Source organism: Kitasatospora sp. NPDC088134, assembly GCF_044741705.1.
Lineage (GTDB): Bacteria > Actinomycetota > Actinomycetes > Streptomycetales > Streptomycetaceae > Kitasatospora.
Genome location: NZ_JBIUTD010000011.1, coordinates 164,812 through 180,155 on the forward strand (window position 1 = coordinate 164,812; position 15,344 = coordinate 180,155).

Consider the following 15,344-nt stretch of genomic DNA (forward strand, 5'->3'; position numbering starts at 1 on the left):
CCCGGCGCTGTGGTAGGAATGCCCGGTTGTGGCGGTTGTGGCGGTTGTGGCGGTTGTGGCGGTCGCGGGGCCGCCGGTACGGGGGAGTGGACGTGCGCAAGGTGCTGACGGGAAGTCAACTGGCGCTCCGGCTGCTGCTGGAGCTGGTCTCGCTGGTGGCGCTCGCGGTCGGCGGGTACGGGCTGTGGCAGGACGGGCCGCTGGCGGTGCGCATCCTGCTGGCGCTGGCGCTGCCCGCCGCCGCGATCGTGCTGTGGGGGCGGTACGCGACGCCGCGCCGCCCGGTCCGGGACGCACCGGTGGCCTGGTACGCCGTGCAGCTGCTGGTCTGGGGCGGGGCGGTGGCGCTGCTCGCGGTCACCGGGCGCCCCGGGTGGGCGCTCGGGATCGGTGCGGTGATGGTCCTCAACACGGTGGTGCTGGCGCTGCTCGGCGAGTGGTCGCCGGCCGTCGAGCGCTGACCGCCAGCGGGGCCGCAGGAGGGGTTGCGGGTCAGGAGGGGTGCGGGTCAGGAGGAGGCGCGGCGCGGGCGGGCCCGCCAGAGTGTGACCGCGCTGAACATGCACATCAGGGCGATCACCGAGGCGGAGACCAGGAATGCCGGCGAGGTCGGTGATCCCGCGCTCGCCCCGGCGATCACGTACGCGGCGGTGGTCGGGACCACGCCGAGCGCGGTGCCCGTCAGGTACGGCCAGAACCGGACGCCGGAGAACGCGCAGGCGAGGTTGCCCGCCTGGAACGGCGCCCCCGGGAACAGCCGGACCAGCAGCACGCTGCGGAATCCCTGCTCGGACAGCCGCCGGTCGATCGCGGCCAGCACCTTGCCGCGCAGCAGCGGCCGCAGCGCGTCCCGCCCCAGCCGGCGTCCCAGCCCGAACGCCACCGCCGCCCCCAGCGCCGACCCCGCGATCGCCACCGGCACGCCCCACACCGGGCCGAACAGCAGCCCGACCCCGGCGTTGAGCGCGGGACGGGGGAGGAACGCCACCGTCCCGAAGCCGTACACCGCCACCGCGAGCGGCACCCGCCACGGACCGGAGGCCGCCGCCAGCATCGCCGACGGGTCCCACAGCAGCAGGGAGGCCGCGGCGGCGGCCAGCAGCGCCACCAGCAGGGCGAGCCGCTGCAGCGCGTGGCGGTGCGGGCGGGGGAGCGGGGCGCGAAGGGGGCCGGCGGTTGCTTCGTCGGCTGCTGCGGTGGGCGCTTCGTGGATTGCCGCGGTGGGCGCTTCGGGGGTTGCTCCGATGGCCGTCTCCGCAGCCGGGGCGCCTGGGGCCTGGGCGTTCGGGGAGTCGGAGCCGGTTATCGGGTGGGGGACGGGCACCCCGGGAGCTTAACCGGTGGCGAGGCCGCGCAATCGTTTGAGCAGTGCGATGTCGGCGGCATGGCGGGCGCCCTCGACCCGGGCCGGATCGTGGCGGCCGTCCGGGGTCTCGATGACCAGCGGAACCCCGGCCGTCGCCGGGTGGGCGAGCAGTGCCTCGAAGGCGGGGGCGCCGATGTGGCCGGCGCCGATGTTCTCGTGCCGGTCCTTGCGGGCGCCGGCCACGTCCTGCGAGTCGTTGGCGTGGATCAGCCGCAGCCGGCCCGGGCCGACCGCCTCGTGCAGCGCGGCGAAGAGCTGATCCACGCCGCCGGGCGCGGCCAGGTCGTGGCCGGCGGCGAAGGCGTGGCAGGTGTCTAGGCAGACCCCGACCAGCGGGTGGTGCTCCAGAGCGGCCAGGTAGGCGGCGAGGTCCTCCATCCGGGCGCAGAGCGAGCTGCCCTGGCCGGCCGTGGGCTCCAGCAGCAGCCACGGGGCGTCCTCCCCGTACCTGTCCAGGCCGTCCAGGACCGGCATGACCCGCTCCCGGACCTGCGCCAGCGCCTCGGCGCGGGTGCCGCCGCCGCAGAGCGCGGACCCGGTGTGCACCACCGCGCCGCGCGCGCCGATCGCGGCCGAGCGGTGCAGGGAGTGCGACAGCGACTCGGCCGAGCGCTCCACGGTCGTGGCCGAGTCCGAACCGAAGTTGATCAGGTACGGCGCGTGCACGTACGCCGGGACGCCCCGCTCGGCGCAGGTCGTCCGGAACGCCAGGTCGTGCGCGGGGTTCCCGGCCGGGGTCGCCCAGCCGCGCGGGTTGGCGACGAACACCTGCACCGCCTCGGCCCCCACCTTCTCGGCGTACGCCAGCCCCGTGCCCGCCAGGCCCTTGCCGGCCACCGGGACGTGGGCACCGATCGGGTTGCGCGAGGCGGAGCCGATCGGGGTGCGCGGGGCGGAGTCCATGACCAGGAGCATCGCACGGCAGGATGGAACCGCAGCTCCCCGGGGTGGGCGCCGCAGGTCGGTCCTCCTCCCGTCCGTCCGGCTGCCCGGTCGCCCGTCCGTCGGGTTGCCCGGTCGTCGCTGTGGCGGGGCGGGCACTGGCGGGGCGGGCATCGGTGGAGCGACGGGCGGCAGGAGGGCGGAGACGATGGGCGAGGCGCTGGGTGAGGCGCTGGCGCGGGCGCAGCGTGAGTACTGGGAGCGGACGTACACCGCGCACCCCGGGATGTACGGCGAGCGACCCTCCGAGTCGGCCGTGCAGGCGGTCACCGCCTTCCGCCCGGGCGGGGCGCTGCTCGAACTCGGTGCGGGCCACGGCCGGGACGCCCTGTACTTCGTCCGCCGGGGCTTCGCCGTGACCGCGACCGACTTCAGCCCCGTGGGCCTGGACCAGTTCGCCGGGCGGGCCCGGGCCGAGGGGCTGGCGGTGAGCACCCTGGTGCAGGACGTCCGCGAGCCGCTGCGGCTGCCCGCCGACGCGGTGGACGCTGTCTACGCGCACATGCTGTTCTGCATGGCCCTGTCGACCGACGAGCTGGTGGCGCTGGTCGGGGAGGTGCGGCGGGTGCTCCGGCCCGGCGGCACTCTGGTGTACACGGGGCGGCACACCGGCGACGCGCACTTCGGCGCCGGGACGGGGCACGGCGACGGCATCTGGGAGCACGGCGGCTTCGCGGTGCACTTCTTCTCGCGCGAGCTGGTCGACCGGCTGGCGGAGGGCTGGGGCGCGCCCGGGAGCGGGCCCTTCGCCGAGCCCTCCGTCGAGCCCTTCGAGGAGGGCGAACTCCCGCGTCGGCTGTGGCGGGTGACGCAGCGGAAGCCGGGTTGATCTTCCGGGCCGGTGTTGCTCGGAGGACGGGGACGGGGGACGCGTGAGCCGAGGGGAGCGGGTGCGTTCCTGCGCCCCTCGGTGGACGGCCCCCGCGCGCCCAGGGACCGTCCGGCTCCGGGACGCCCGTCAGTGCGTGGGTTCCAGGGAGCCCGTCGCGGCCGGAGCGTCGGTCGGCCTGCGGTGGCGCAGCGCCGTCGCGGACGGGATCAGCGCGGCGGCCAGCAGGGTGACGGCGAGGAAGGAGACCGTCAGCGAACTGGCCTGCGCGATGCCGCCGACCACGGCCGGGGCGATCAGGCCGGAGGTGTACGTCACGGTGGCGACGCCGGCGATCGACTGGCTCGGGTTGGTGCCGGCCCGCCCGGCGGCGGCGAAGGCCAGCGGCACCACCACGGCGATGCCGATGCCGATCAGCGCGAAGCCGGGGATGGCCACGTACGGGCTGTCGGCGAGCACCACCAGCAGGCCGCCGACAGTGGCCACCGCGCCGCTCAGCCGGACGGTGCGCACCGGGCCCAGCCGCCGGACCACGGCGTCGCCCGCCAGCCGGGCCGCGGCCATGGTGGCGGCGAAGGCGGTGAAGCAGGCGGCCGCGACGGAGTCGGAGGCGCCCGTGACGTCGTGCAGGTAGACGCCGCTCCAGTCCATCGACGCGCCCTCGGCGAACACCGCGCAGAAGCCGACCAGGCCGATCAGCAGGGCCTCCTTGGGCGGCAGCGCGAAGCGCGGCGGGGCCTCCTCCTCGGCGGTGGGCCGGACGTCGAGCACCCCGCGCGAGACGAACTGGGCAAGCACCGCGAGCACGGCTGCGGTCGCCGCGTACTGGACCCGGGCGTCGACCTCCTGGTGGGCCGCCAGCACGCCGAACCCGGAGGCGATCAGACCGCCGAGGCTCCACATGCCGTGCAGGCCGGACATGATCGACCGGCCGAGCCGCTCCTCGACCTCGACGCCCTGGGCGTTCATCGCCACGTCCGACATGCCGGCGGTGGCGCCGTACAGGAACAGCGACAGGCAGAGCGTGACGAGGTTCGGCATCAGGGCCGGGAGGGCCAGCGAGAGGCACCAGAGCGTCAGCAGCCCCTGGAGCGCGGTGCGCGCGCCGAGGCGGTGCACGATCCGGCTGGCCAGCGGCATCGCCACGGACGCGCCGACGGCCGGGAAGACCAGGGCGATGCCGAGCTGACCGGGACTCAGATCGAGGTGGTCCTTGATCCACGGGATGCGGGTGACGAACGTGCCGGTGACGGCGCCGTGAACGGCGAACACCAGCGCCACGCTCACCCTCGCGCGCTGGACGTCCTTGAGAGTCTCGCCCATGCGGGCTCCCCCTTGGGTCGGTCGGATGGCCATAAACTATCAGGGACCCTGCCTGATAGAAACCTCTGGAAGGATGCAGGCTCATGACGACCGCTCGCACCGCCACGCCGAGCACCGCCCGGGCCATCAACGACCGGCTTGCCCTTGAGCTGCTGCTCGAACGGGGCCCGCTCACCGCATCCGACCTGCGGACCCTGACCGGGCTCTCCCGACCCACCGTCGCGGACCTGCTCGAGCGCCTCCAGCGCAGTGGCCTGGTCGCCCATGCGGGCGAGAGCGCCGCGCTGCGCCGGGGCCCCAACGCCCGCCTGTACGAACTGGTCGCCGACCGGGCCCACCTCGCCGGGATCGACATCCGCTCCACCGGCGTCAGCCTGGTGGTCGCCGACCTGACCGGACGCACTCTCGGCACTGCGACCATCCCGGCGACCTTGCCCGTGCTGCCCGTGCTGCCCGTGCTGTCAGAGGGGGCGGAGGGGGCGGAGGCGTTGGCTGGTGCTGGTGCGGGGGTCGGCTTCGCCACGGGGAGCGGGGCGGCTGATGGTGTGTCCGCCGAGGGCGGGGCGGAGGGCGACCTGCTCGTCGAGCGGACCGTCGAGGCGTTGCTCGCCACCGCTGCCGCGGCCGGTGCGAAGGAGTTGCACACCGTTGCGGTCGGCGCGCCCGGCCTGGTGGACCCTTCGACCGGCACCCTCAACAACTCGGGGAAGCTCCCCGAGTGGCACACCAAGCTGCTCGCCGCCCTGCGGTCCCGCCCCGGGACCGAGGTGATCCTCGAGAACGAGGTCAACCTCGCGGGCATCGCCGAGCATCGGCTCGGGGCGGCTCGGGGCCGACGGGACTTCGCCCTGATCTGGCTCGGGCTCGGCGTCGGTGCCGCCGTGGTGCTGGACGGCCGGCTGCGCCGCGGTGCCTCCGGCGGCACCGGGGAGATCGGCTTCCTCCCGGTGCCCGGCACGGTCGGGCTGCCCGGTGCCACCAAGTGCGACGGCGGTTTCCACTCGCTGGTGTCGAGCGCGGCGATCTGCGAACTCGCCGAGCGCCACGGCCTGAAGCCCGAGCCCGGGGCTCTCGGTACTGCTGCCGGAGCCGACACCCCTGAGCCCGCTGACCTTGAACCCGCTGCCCGTCCCGGACCGGACGGTCGCGGCGGTGCCGGCCTCGGGGCCGACCCGCTCGGGGGCGATGCCATCGAGCCCGCCGCCGAGGCGGTGGTGCGGCACGCGGTGGAGATCGGGGCCGAGGAGTTCCTGGAGGAGCTGGCCGCCCGGATCGCGGTCGGGGCTTCCGCGATCTGCGTCGTCCTCGACCCGGGGTGCGTGGTGCTCGGCGGCGAGATCGGCCAGGCCGGCGGCCCCGACCTGGCCGCCAGGGTCGAACGTCGGCTGGCCACGCTCTCCCCGCTCGCCACCGAGGTCCGGGCCGGGACGGCGGGCGGCGGCGCCGTCCTGGCCGGTGCGGTGCTGACCGCGGGTGATTCGGTCCGCCGGGAACTGTTCGGAGGAGAGTGAGGCGGCCGTGCTCCCGGCGTCGCACCGTCCCGTCGTTTCGGGCGGTCGGGTAGACGGGTGGTTGTGGTGTGCGGTCGGTGACGATCTGCCCGGGTGGGCGGGGCGGTCGGTGGCGGAGCGGCTGTCGGTGGGCCGGCCGGGCTCGGGCTCGGGTTTGGGTTCGGGCTCGGTTCGGGGTTCCGAGGTGGGGCCGGTTGAGGCTGTGCGGTTGGGTGCGGGCGCGGCGCGGGGGTTGGTGTGGGCCGGGCGTGGGGCGTGTACGGGACGGGCGGGCGGTACGGCAGGATGACGGGGTCAGTTCGTCCCTCCTCCGACCGCCCGGGAGCTGCACCGATGGCCACCTCCGATCGGCCCGTCCACCCGTACCGCATCGGTGAGGCGGCCTCGATGCTGGGGGTGAGCGCCGACACCATGCGCCGGTGGGTGGACGCGGGCCGCTTGGCCGCGACGCGCGACGAGCACGGCCACCGAATCATCGCGGGGGCCGAACTCGCCTCCTTTGCAAGGGAACTGGCCCGGACGGAGACCAGTGAGGCAGAAGGCCGTTCCTCGGCCAGGAACCGCTTTCCTGGGATCGTGACCGCGGTGGTCCTCGGCGACGTGGCCGCGCAGGTGGAGATCCAGGCCGGGCCGTTTCGGGTGGTCTCGCTGATCAGCCGCGATTCGGCGGAGGAGCTCGGACTGGTGCCGGGCGCGCCCGCCACCGCCGTGATCAAGTCGACCAACGTAGTCGTCGAGCGGCGCTGACGGATCGTCCGGCGGCGTCCGCCCCGGTGGCCGAACGGTCGACCCCAGGCCCAGGCTGTTCGAGGGCAACGGCGCGGTCGAGGGCAATGGCGCGGTCGAGTGCCGCGCGGTTCTCCACCGGAGGAGGCGACCGTCACCAGGGCCGCAGGCCGGTTCCGGTGACCGGTCGAAAGCCGTACTCGCGAGCCGCCTAGGATGCGGAGTCCGGTGGCCGGCCTGTGGCGGGGCGGCCCGGACAGTGCGTTTCCCGATCGTGCGAGAGGACGATTCCGTTGAAGAGCCGCGTGCGCGCCGTCGCCCACCGGGGTGACCCGTACCTGCACCGCGAGAACACCCTGCCGGCGGTCGAGGCGGCTCTCGCGGCCGGGGCCGACGCCGTCGAGGTCGACGTCCAGCTCACCAAGGACGGGGTGCCGGTCCTGCTCCACGACCGCACGTTGGAACGGCTGTGGAACGACCCGCGCCCGATCGCCCGGGTGACGGCCGATCAGCTCGAGGAAGTCGCCACTCCCGGTCTGCGGATCGCCACGCTGGCGGAGGCGCTGGCCGCCGTCGCCGCCGTCGAGGGCCGGCAACTGCTGATCGACCTCGACGACGCGGTCCCCGTCGCTGCGGCCTGGCAGGTCGTCAGGGACCTGGGGCTGGCGAGCCGTGTCGCGTTCTGCGGACCGGTGACGGCGATGCTCGTCGTTCGGGAGCTCGCTCCCGAAGCGGAGATCTCGCTGACCTGGAACCGTTTGCAACTCCCCAAGGCGCGACTGCTCGACGAGTTGCGCCCCAGCTACCTGAACCCTCCCTTCGGGCTGGTCGACGAGCGGCTGGTGGCGGCGGTCCACGAGGAAGGCATGGGCCTGGCCACCTGGACCGTCGACCTGCGCAGGACCATGCGGAAGATGCTCGGCCTCGGCATCGACTCCCTGACCTCCAACCGGGTCTCCCTGCTGCGTCGAACGATCGACCAGTACAGCGGCTGACCCGTTGCCGGAGCGGGTCTCGGCCCCGCCCGTCGGACAGCCACCGCCCCGAGTGGGAGGGCGCGAGCGGGGAGGAACGGCGGGGCGGCCGACGCGCCGCGCCGTTCTGTCCGTTCCGTCGGATACCACCCTCATGTGCTGCAATGAGACGATCATGATGGCGTCTTGTCGCGGAGGTGGCGGTGGCGGCAGAGGACTCCTCGAATCCGCAGGGCCCGCAGAATCCCAAAGATCCGCAGGACCGGTCGGGCCAGGGTCCGGTCCCGCAGGACCTGCCGGGCCGAAGTGGCGACCAGGGCGCCCAGGAGCCCAAGGGTTCGTACCGGGACCCCGGGCGGGGCGACGGTCCCGGTGCGGAGTCGTCGTCAACAGGAAACACCTCCATGGGCGCTGAGCGAGCATCGAGCTCCGCAGGAGCGGTGGTCGTGGTGGAAAGACCCTTGCCGGACGACCGGCGGCCGTCCCAGATGCTGCCGCCATCGGTTCGGGCGGCTGCCGCCTGGTCGGCGGCGGTGATCCTCCTCCTCACGGTGGCGGCCTTCGCGGTGTTCGTGGTGGTGGAGCTACGGGCGGCGACGATCCCGATCCTGATCGCGCTGCTGGCCACCGCGCTGCTCCACCCCGTCATGCCGTGGCTGGTCCGGCGGGGCGTCAGTCGTGGTGCCGCAGCCGGGTTGACCTGCACCGTCCTGGTCCTGGCCGTTACCGGAGGCATCGCGCTGCTGGTCAACTCCTTGGTGAACAGCGCCCCGCAGATCGCCTCCGGCCTGCGACAGGCCGGTGACCGGATCGCTTCCTGGCTGGGGCCGTTCGGCGACAAGGTCCAGTACGCCTTGCAGCAGAGCTCGGGCTCCGGGAGCACGCTGATCGACTCGCTGGCGACCGGCGTGCTGTCCGGCCTCGGCCTGGTGACGCAGCTGCTCACGGGCGGCGTTCTGGCGCTCGCCTTGGTCTTCTTCTTCCTGCGCGACGGCCACCGCTTCGGGGACGCCGTCCAGAACGCCTTCCCCGGCGGCCACTCGGACACCGTGATCGCCTGCGGTCAGCAGGCTTTCGCGGCGATGGCGGGTTTCATGCGCGGGACCACACTGATCGCGCTGATCGACGCCACCTTCATCTCCATCGGACTGTTGGTCCTGGGCGTACCGGGCGCGGCCGGCCTCGGCGCGCTGGTGTTCATGGGGGCCTACATTCCTTTTGTCGGAGCCTTTCTGTCGGGGACGGTGGCCGTACTCGTGGCCCTGGCGAACGGTGGCCTGGGGACCGCGCTGTGGGCGCTGGGCGTGGTGCTGGCCGTTCAGGCGATCGAGGGAAACATCCTGCAGCCCGTCATCCAGAGCCGGACCGTCGAACTGCATCCCGCCACGATCATGATCGCGGTGGTGGCGGGTTCGGGGATCGCCGGCATCATCGGCGCCCTGCTGGCCGTCCCGGTCAGTGCGGCTGGCCTCGGAGTGATCTCCGTCCTCCGGGACAGGGGTGGGCAGCAGGGCGGGCCCATGAGTCGACGCAGGCACTCTCGGGCCGAGAGCTGACGTCGGCCGGTCGATCTGTCGACTTTCCCATCGACCCCGGCCGCGCTTCGGAAGAGGCGCGGCCCGACGGGTCGTCAGGGGCAGTCGGTCGGAGGTGGACTGGTGTGGAGCGGGCGTTGGCGAGCCGGTTGGGGGACTGCCGGGAAGGCGGTCAGGGGGTCGGGAAGTAGGCGGTCAGCCACCGGTCGAGTTCGGCGAACACCTGGGTGCGGGCCGGTTCGCCGGACAGGACCAGGTCGTGAACGCCTCCCTCGATCCGGACAGTGGTGACGTGCGGTCCGAGACGCGGTGCGAGTGCGGCGATGTCGTCGGCCCGGAGGACCGCGTCGGTGCGCATCAGCGCCTCGTCCCAGCGGTTGGTGACGGTGGAGGCGGTCGAGGCCATCAGCAGGACCGGGCAGTCGACGGCAAGCCCGCGGCGGACCAGGCGGTGTCCGCGCTGGATCGCCGCGAGCCACCCCGCGAAGAGCGGGAAGCCCTCGGCAGGCTTCAACGCCAGGTCGAACTCCCAACTGCCACGGTGGTTCCGGTGCAGACTGTGGACGTAGTGCGGATTCAACGGGGCCGGGAGCTTGCGGGTCGGTGCGGCCCGCCCGAGGGCGTCGAGAGCGGGGGCGCCGAGCGTTCGGACGGCGGGAGCGGTCGGCATCGACAGGAACGGGCTGTTCAGGAACAGGCCGTCGATCAGGCCGAGCCCCTCGCGCCGGGCCGCCCACAGTGCCGCCACCAGACCGCCGGTCGAGTGCCCGTTCACCAACAGCCGGGTGTGGCCGTCGAGTTCGCGGATGATGCGGACCGCCTCGTCCAGCTCCTCGTCGTAGGTGCGGAGGTCCGTCACGAAGTTCGGCGAGTGGTGAGGCCGGAGCGAGCGGCCGTACTTGCGCAGGTCCAGCGCGTAGAAGGAGAAACCCGCAGCGTTGTAGTGGTCGGCCAGATGGGTCTGGAAGAAGTAGTCGGTGTAGCCGTGCAGGTACAGCACCGCCTGGCGCGAGCCCTGAACCAGCCGGCGGACCAGGGTGGCGCTCACCTCCCCTTCCTCGTCCGGGAGGAGGGGGAGCTCCACCGCCTCGTACGGGGCACCCAGGATGTCTTCACGGAACTCCACGCCAGCCACACCCATTTCCCGCTGCGCCGCACCGCCAGGGACCTCCCCGGGCGGGATCTCCTCAGTGACCATACCGGTCGGTAGCCCCGTCCGTTTGGGAAGACCGCCCTGATGGGGCCTAAGCTGCCCGCATGGTCGTCGCTTTATTGCTCGTTCTTCGTCCCGTCGCTCCTCGGCGGCCCGGCCGATGACGGGCACGCCGGCCGATGCGTCGGAGCCGCTTCCGGTCGAACGGGTAGTGGCGCTGGGGACCGCGAAGTTGATGCCCGACATCGACCGCGACGGTGGCTGGCTGCTCACCCTCGACGGCACCCCGCAGTCCTACGTCGACCTCCAGGACCCCACGTACCTCGAGTTCGAGTACGTCCAACGGATCGCGCACCTGCTGGACGTGGCCGCGGACCCGGGGGAGCCGCTGGACGCCCTGCATCTGGGCGGAGGGGCCTTGACGCTTCCCCGCTACCTGGCGCGGACGCGCCCGGGCTCGCGGCAGCAGGTGGTCGAGGTGGATGGCCCGCTGACGGAGTTCATTGCGGACCACCTGCCGTGGCCGACGGGCATCGAGGTCACCGTCGACGACGCCCGGGCCGCGCTCGCTGCGGTCGAAGAGGCAAGCGTCGACGTGGTCGTCGCGGACGTGTTCCGCGGCTCGCGGACGCCGGCCCACCTCACCAGTGTCGAGTTCGTCCAGTCGGCGGCGGCTGCGCTCCGCCCCGGAGGCTACTACGCGGCGAACCTTGCCGACGGACCTCCACTCGCCTTCGCCAAGGCCCAGGCGGCGACCCTTGCGGCCGTGTTCGCGCACATCTGCCTGGTGGCCGAGCCTGCGGTCCTGCGCGGGCGCCGCTACGGGAACATCCTGCTGATCGGCTCCGACGGGCCGATCCCTGCCGGGGAACTGACGCGACTGCTCGCCGCCGACCCTTTCCCGGCACGGCTGACGGAGTCGCCGGAGCAGGCGGCAGAGCCGGTCACCGACGCGACAGCCGAGGATTCGCCACCGCCACCGGCCGGGGCCTTCTCGCTGAACTGAACCCAGCGGCGGCCGCGGTGGTCCGGCGTAGGTGAAGTCGTACTGCACGGGGCCTCCTTCGTCTTTTGGAGTCTTGGCGGGTCTTCGGGACTTCGCGGTGATGGGCTGTTGGGTGCGACGCCCGGCGGGGCGGGAGGCCGGGCGTCGCACCAGCGGTCGGTCAGTTGGCGGACAGGACGAGACGGCGAGCGTGGTCGAGGTAGCCGACCAGTTCGAAGGCGGCGACCATCGGGTGGTTGGTGGCGTCGGTTTCTCCGCGAATCAGGGCCGCCCCCGTTTCGACGGACAGAATCCTGGTCGTCTCGGCGAGGATCTCGGCTGCGAAGCCGCGGCCGCGGAACTCCGGAAGTACCCCGAGGCAGCCGGTGACGGGCACCTCCGAGTTGTGGGAGGGGATGCCGAACCCCACCACCTGGCCCGTTGTCGTGCGGGCTATTCGCCACCAAGCCCGCTTCCCCAACATCTCCTGGCGGTAGAAGGCGACTTCGGCCCGGGCCTGTGCCTCGGCGCCGACGAGCATGCACTCCCGGATGCCGGCCCGTTCCAGGGTGCCGGGAAGCACACGGCGGATCAGGCGGACGAAGACTTCGTCGTCGGGTTCGGGAACGAATCGCAGCCTCCCGGACAGTGCCGGAACGGGCCGATCGGTCGTCCACTCGAACCGTAGGCGTTCGTTGGCGCAGCGAAGACCCGCAGCCTCCGCTGCTCGGCGCCGCCACGCGACTGCGGCGGCCACGTCCGAACGGGCGTGCCATTCGGGCGGCAGGAAGAGGTGGAACGGTGGTGCGATGGCGAGACCGTCGGCGGCAAAGACCTGATGCGCCGCCGTGAGCAGGGCAGCAGCCACAGCACTGCGCGGATCGGTGGAACAGGACGCGGCCCAGGACGCCGGCCGGGACGAGCCGGTGGAGACCGGGAGGGGCCCGAGCGGCGCGAACAGCGCGTCCAGACTGCCGGGATGGCAGTCCAGCGGCCTTCCCCACCAGACGGCGATCGCCATCGGTGTCCTGCCGGGCACGGGCTCAGCGATCCAGATCCACCCTGGTCGGTATTCGCCCAGCGCGAGGCGGGAGCGGATGAGATCAGCGGAGAGCGCGGTGGAGGAGTCCGGCTGGACGTGCGCCAGAACGGAACCGAGCTCTTGGGGGACGATCGGACGGAAGATCACGGTGCCTCCTGAGAAGGAGATTGGGAGGCGCCCAAGCGATCATGGCAACCCGTGAGTGCTGCAGCACGGAGAATCCGGCTCGCCAGGAGGGGCTGTGATCGGGGGCGCCGTGGACCGGACACCGCTTATCGGAACCATCGCACGCCTCCTCTCGGCTGCTGCCGGTCGACTGGCCGGCGTTCATTGATCCCAGAGATTAGATGCCATGAACGCCGTGTGCAAATTAATTATCGAGGGGCCGTTCGGCTCTCGTTGCGGTCGATTGAATCCTTGCAGGGGTAGGGAGAAACGTTTTCCCTACGTTTTATTTGGCTGCCAATTGGTCTTGGTGGGGTGCCCTGGCTGGGTGTGCGGGGTCACCCCGGGGTCGAGGTCCAGTTAATCGGATTAATCTCTTGAGTTTTATGGGAAATTTATTTTTCTCTGTTCTTGGCTGTGGATAGAGTCCGGTCCCGGGCGTGGGTGTCGGCGGGTGGCCGGGGGTTGCCGCGTCAGTCGACCGGATGGGCTGCCCATCGTCGGCGGGCCGAAGGGCGTCCTGTGGCCGCCATGGCCGAGTTTGACAATCCTTTGTGGGCAGATGGAGCTGGGTGGCTGCCTGCTGTTGATGTCGAACTGTTGGTGTCGAAGGTGAAGTGGAGGCGTCGATTCTTGGGGATCGGGGGCGAGGCTGTCGGATTCGGTGAGCGAAGGTGGTGTGAATGGTCTGACGGGTTGCGCTGATCCGCTCATGGGAGCTGCCGGCGGCTGACTGCGGGGATTGGCCAGGTGGCCAAGTGGATCAGCCTGTTCATCACTCGTTTCGATACGTGCCGCTGGGCTTCGGAGCCATGGCGTCACCGATGTCGGGTGGTAATGAGAACCCTGTGTTCGAAAGGTTCGGTGATTGTGCGGCGAACTGGGCGTTTCGGTGGAGGCGGGCGACTTGGTGGAGTGCGCGACGGATGCCGACAGCGGAGTGCGCTGGGGAGCCAGACGACACGGTGTTTGTCAGCGCAGACGTGGAAGAGGGTGGTTGCTGTTGTCGCCTGTGCTGGCGCATGAAGCGGAAGTCGGTCGTTCGGCAGCTTCTTGATCATCGTTGATGGGTGGTTGATCCTGGTGCCGACGGCCGAGGACAGCGCTCCATGCGTCCTGTGTGCGAAAGGGGTCGCGCGGCCCACGGGCTGGGCCGAGGAGAACGCCGCAGGGCGAGCGGGCCCGACCGCCAGCGTGATGGTGGGAGAAAGTAGGGGAAACGGATGGGGAAAGTACGGGTGGCGGCAGCTCAGTTTGAGTGTGCTGTCGGAGATGTGGCGGCCAATGTCGGGACCATCGCAGGTCTGGCGCAGGAGGCGCGGGAGGTCGGCGCGGAGGTGCTGGTCTGCTCGGAACTGGCTTTGACTGGGTATGAGCTGGAGCTCATCTCGGCCGGCCGGGAGTTGTGGACCGAGCCGGACGATCCGAGGCTGGCCCCGTTGAGGGGCGTTGGGATCGTTCTGGTGGTCAACGGTGTGCGGCATGGCCCGGGAGGGCGGCCGCGGATCGAAAGCATCGTGTTCGGGCCGGACGGCGAGGTGCTGGCGACCTACGCGAAGGAGCACTTGTACGAGAACGAGCAGGGTGTGTTCGAGCCCGGCGTCGGCGGCGGCCGGTTCCGGTGGAACGGTGTGGGTTACTCACTGGCCACCTGCTACGACAACCACTTTCCCGAGGTGTCGGCGCGGAACGCCGCGCAGGGCTGCCAGGTGCACCTGGCGAGTTCGCTGTACGGGACCGGGAGTGGGCGGGAAGAACGACGCACCGTGCACCCGGCGATAGCGAAGGCCACCGGTATGCATGTGGTGCTCGCCAACCACGTCGGCACTGCCGGCCCCTGGACGGGGTGTGGCGGGAGTGCCGCGTGGTCACCGGGTGGGGACGTGGTGGCGGAGGCCGACGGGAGCGGACCGCAACTGCTGGTGGCCGACCTGGAGGTGGAGAGACAGGGATGAGTCGGCGTGACCACAGGACGGCTGGGACGGTGGCCGAGGAGGTGGTGCGGAGGTTATTGGTTGGAGACCTGCTGGCCGGTCAGCGGTAGTCGTCGTCGGGCACCCGGTCCGCCAGGTCGTCGAGCACGGTGAAGCGGACTGCCTCGCGCAGCGGTTCGTCCGGACCGGCGTCGTCGAACTCGGCCTCGGCGTCATCGTCCGGGTACACCAGGTGCACTGCGGCCTCCTCGGCGCTGGCGGCACCGCAGTCGGGGCCGACATCGGTGCCCTCGGTGTCGATGCCGTCCTCGACGAGGCGGCCCGCCCGCGGGGAGGGTCCGTCGGACCAGCGGTCGTCGACCACGTCGGGGATGTCGTCGGGCTCCTCCTTCGACAGCAACTGCTCCAAGGACTCGCCGCGCTCGGCCTCCTCGGGGGTCGTGCCGTACGCGGTCGCGCCCTGGTAGCCGTCCGGGGGGATGACGCCCGTGTCCAGCGGATCGTCGTTCAACCGGTCCGTGAGCAGGGAATCGGCCGGTTCGAGAACGCCGTCGTCCTCGGCGGGTTCCGGGTCCTGGGCGTCCCAGTCGGTCATGACAGCACCTGTCCTCGTCGCTCGGGTGAGGTCACACGCAGTTTCTTCATGCTCGCCAGGGAGCCACCCGGCCCGCAACACGGAGCGGTCTGGAACTGCGGCGGCACGAGGGGTGACGGTGCCCGAGGGGGCGAGCCTGCGGCCCTGGAGGAGGCTGGCCGGATGCGGCCGGATGTGGTCGGACGTGGTCAGAACGGTGAGGGTCCGGGGCGTGCGGCGAGGGAAAACATCAACAGGCGCTTCGTGGGCGTAGCGAAGGCGTCA

14 protein-coding genes are annotated in these 15,344 nt (G+C 71.8%); 8 read left to right on the forward strand and 6 right to left on the reverse strand.

Features of this window, described 5'->3' with window-relative positions:
- Positions 1-92: 92 nt before the first annotated feature.
- Complete coding sequence (locus tag ACIOHG_RS19405) at positions 93-461, forward strand: DUF2568 domain-containing protein (RefSeq protein WP_400952001.1); 369 nt, start codon at positions 93-95, stop codon at positions 459-461.
- 47 nt (positions 462-508) lie between these two features.
- On the opposite strand, the gene ACIOHG_RS19410 is transcribed toward ACIOHG_RS19405, so the two are convergent.
- Both ACIOHG_RS19410 and ACIOHG_RS19415 read right to left on the reverse strand, forming a co-directional pair.
- A complete protein-coding gene (locus ACIOHG_RS19410; RefSeq protein ID WP_400952002.1) occupies positions 509-1,324 on the reverse strand; it encodes a TVP38/TMEM64 family protein in 816 nt (271 codons plus the stop codon).
- A gap of 9 nt (positions 1,325-1,333) precedes the next feature.
- Positions 1,334-2,281: a deoxyribonuclease IV gene (locus tag ACIOHG_RS19415; RefSeq protein ID WP_400952004.1), complete on the reverse strand. Its 948-nt coding sequence runs from the start codon at positions 2,279-2,281 to the stop codon at positions 1,334-1,336.
- A 175-nt stretch (positions 2,282-2,456) separates the two neighbouring features.
- On the opposite strand from ACIOHG_RS19415, the gene ACIOHG_RS19420 reads away from it, so the two are divergent.
- Positions 2,457-3,137, forward strand: a complete 681-nt coding sequence (locus ACIOHG_RS19420; RefSeq protein ID WP_400952007.1) for a class I SAM-dependent methyltransferase — start codon at positions 2,457-2,459, stop codon at positions 3,135-3,137.
- 129 nt (positions 3,138-3,266) lie between these two features.
- On the opposite strand, the gene ACIOHG_RS19425 is transcribed toward ACIOHG_RS19420, so the two are convergent.
- Entirely contained in the window at positions 3,267-4,460 is a 1,194-nt protein-coding gene (locus tag ACIOHG_RS19425) for an MFS transporter (protein WP_400952010.1), read from the reverse strand.
- A gap of 83 nt (positions 4,461-4,543) precedes the next feature.
- Between ACIOHG_RS19425 and ACIOHG_RS19430 the strand changes: the two genes are divergently transcribed.
- The 4 genes from ACIOHG_RS19430 (at position 4,544) to ACIOHG_RS19445 (ending at position 9,227) form a co-directional block, all read left to right on the forward strand.
- Positions 4,544-5,971 (forward strand): ROK family transcriptional regulator, encoded by a 1,428-nt coding sequence (locus ACIOHG_RS19430; RefSeq protein ID WP_400952012.1) that lies wholly within the window; start codon positions 4,544-4,546, stop codon positions 5,969-5,971.
- Positions 5,972-6,304: 333 nt separating this feature from the next.
- Entirely contained in the window at positions 6,305-6,718 is a 414-nt protein-coding gene (locus ACIOHG_RS19435) for a molybdopterin-binding protein (protein ID WP_400952015.1), read from the forward strand.
- A 272-nt stretch (positions 6,719-6,990) separates the two neighbouring features.
- Positions 6,991-7,692, forward strand: coding sequence for a glycerophosphodiester phosphodiesterase (locus ACIOHG_RS19440; protein ID WP_400952016.1), 702 nt, complete (start codon positions 6,991-6,993; stop codon positions 7,690-7,692).
- A 419-nt stretch (positions 7,693-8,111) separates the two neighbouring features.
- Complete coding sequence (locus tag ACIOHG_RS19445; protein WP_400952019.1) at positions 8,112-9,227, forward strand: AI-2E family transporter; 1,116 nt, start codon at positions 8,112-8,114, stop codon at positions 9,225-9,227.
- 151 nt (positions 9,228-9,378) lie between these two features.
- On the opposite strand, the gene ACIOHG_RS19450 is transcribed toward ACIOHG_RS19445, so the two are convergent.
- Positions 9,379-10,332: an alpha/beta hydrolase gene (locus tag ACIOHG_RS19450; protein ID WP_400952021.1), complete on the reverse strand. Its 954-nt coding sequence runs from the start codon at positions 10,330-10,332 to the stop codon at positions 9,379-9,381.
- A 187-nt stretch (positions 10,333-10,519) separates the two neighbouring features.
- On the opposite strand from ACIOHG_RS19450, the gene ACIOHG_RS19455 reads away from it, so the two are divergent.
- Positions 10,520-11,365, forward strand: a complete 846-nt coding sequence (locus tag ACIOHG_RS19455; RefSeq protein WP_400952023.1) for a spermidine synthase — start codon at positions 10,520-10,522, stop codon at positions 11,363-11,365.
- A gap of 160 nt (positions 11,366-11,525) precedes the next feature.
- Here the strand turns inward: ACIOHG_RS19455 and ACIOHG_RS19460 are convergent, their stop codons facing one another.
- The gene (locus ACIOHG_RS19460) at positions 11,526-12,533 is read right to left on the reverse strand and encodes a GNAT family N-acetyltransferase (protein WP_400952025.1); all 1,008 of its coding nucleotides are present in this window, start codon (positions 12,531-12,533) and stop codon (positions 11,526-11,528) included.
- 1,256 nt (positions 12,534-13,789) lie between these two features.
- Between ACIOHG_RS19460 and ACIOHG_RS19465 the strand changes: the two genes are divergently transcribed.
- On the forward strand, positions 13,790-14,506 hold the full coding sequence (locus tag ACIOHG_RS19465) for a carbon-nitrogen hydrolase family protein (RefSeq protein ID WP_400952026.1): 717 nt from the start codon (positions 13,790-13,792) through the stop codon (positions 14,504-14,506).
- Between the two features lie 79 nt (positions 14,507-14,585).
- Here the strand turns inward: ACIOHG_RS19465 and ACIOHG_RS19470 are convergent, their stop codons facing one another.
- Positions 14,586-15,080 carry a DUF5709 domain-containing protein gene (locus ACIOHG_RS19470; RefSeq protein WP_400952029.1) on the reverse strand — a complete coding sequence of 165 codons (495 nt, stop codon included), beginning with the start codon at positions 15,078-15,080 and terminating at the stop codon, positions 14,586-14,588.
- Between the last annotated feature and the right edge of the window lie 264 nt (positions 15,081-15,344).

What these genes read in the sequence shown, in the direction of transcription:
- ACIOHG_RS19415 (WP_400952004.1), bottom strand. Translation starts at nt 2,281, where the DNA reads ATGCTCCTGGTCATGGACTCCGCCCCGCGCACCCCGATCGGCTCCGCC.
- ACIOHG_RS19420 (WP_400952007.1), top strand. Translation starts at nt 2,457, where the DNA reads ATGGGCGAGGCGCTGGGTGAGGCGCTGGCGCGGGCGCAGCGTGAGTAC.
- ACIOHG_RS19425 (WP_400952010.1), bottom strand. Translation starts at nt 4,460, where the DNA reads ATGGGCGAGACTCTCAAGGACGTCCAGCGCGCGAGGGTGAGCGTGGCG.
- ACIOHG_RS19430 (WP_400952012.1), top strand. Translation starts at nt 4,544, where the DNA reads ATGACGACCGCTCGCACCGCCACGCCGAGCACCGCCCGGGCCATCAAC.
- ACIOHG_RS19435 (WP_400952015.1), top strand. Translation starts at nt 6,305, where the DNA reads ATGGCCACCTCCGATCGGCCCGTCCACCCGTACCGCATCGGTGAGGCG.
- ACIOHG_RS19455 (WP_400952023.1), top strand. Translation starts at nt 10,520, where the DNA reads ATGACGGGCACGCCGGCCGATGCGTCGGAGCCGCTTCCGGTCGAACGG.
- ACIOHG_RS19470 (WP_400952029.1), bottom strand. Translation starts at nt 15,080, where the DNA reads ATGACCGACTGGGACGCCCAGGACCCGGAACCCGCCGAGGACGACGGC.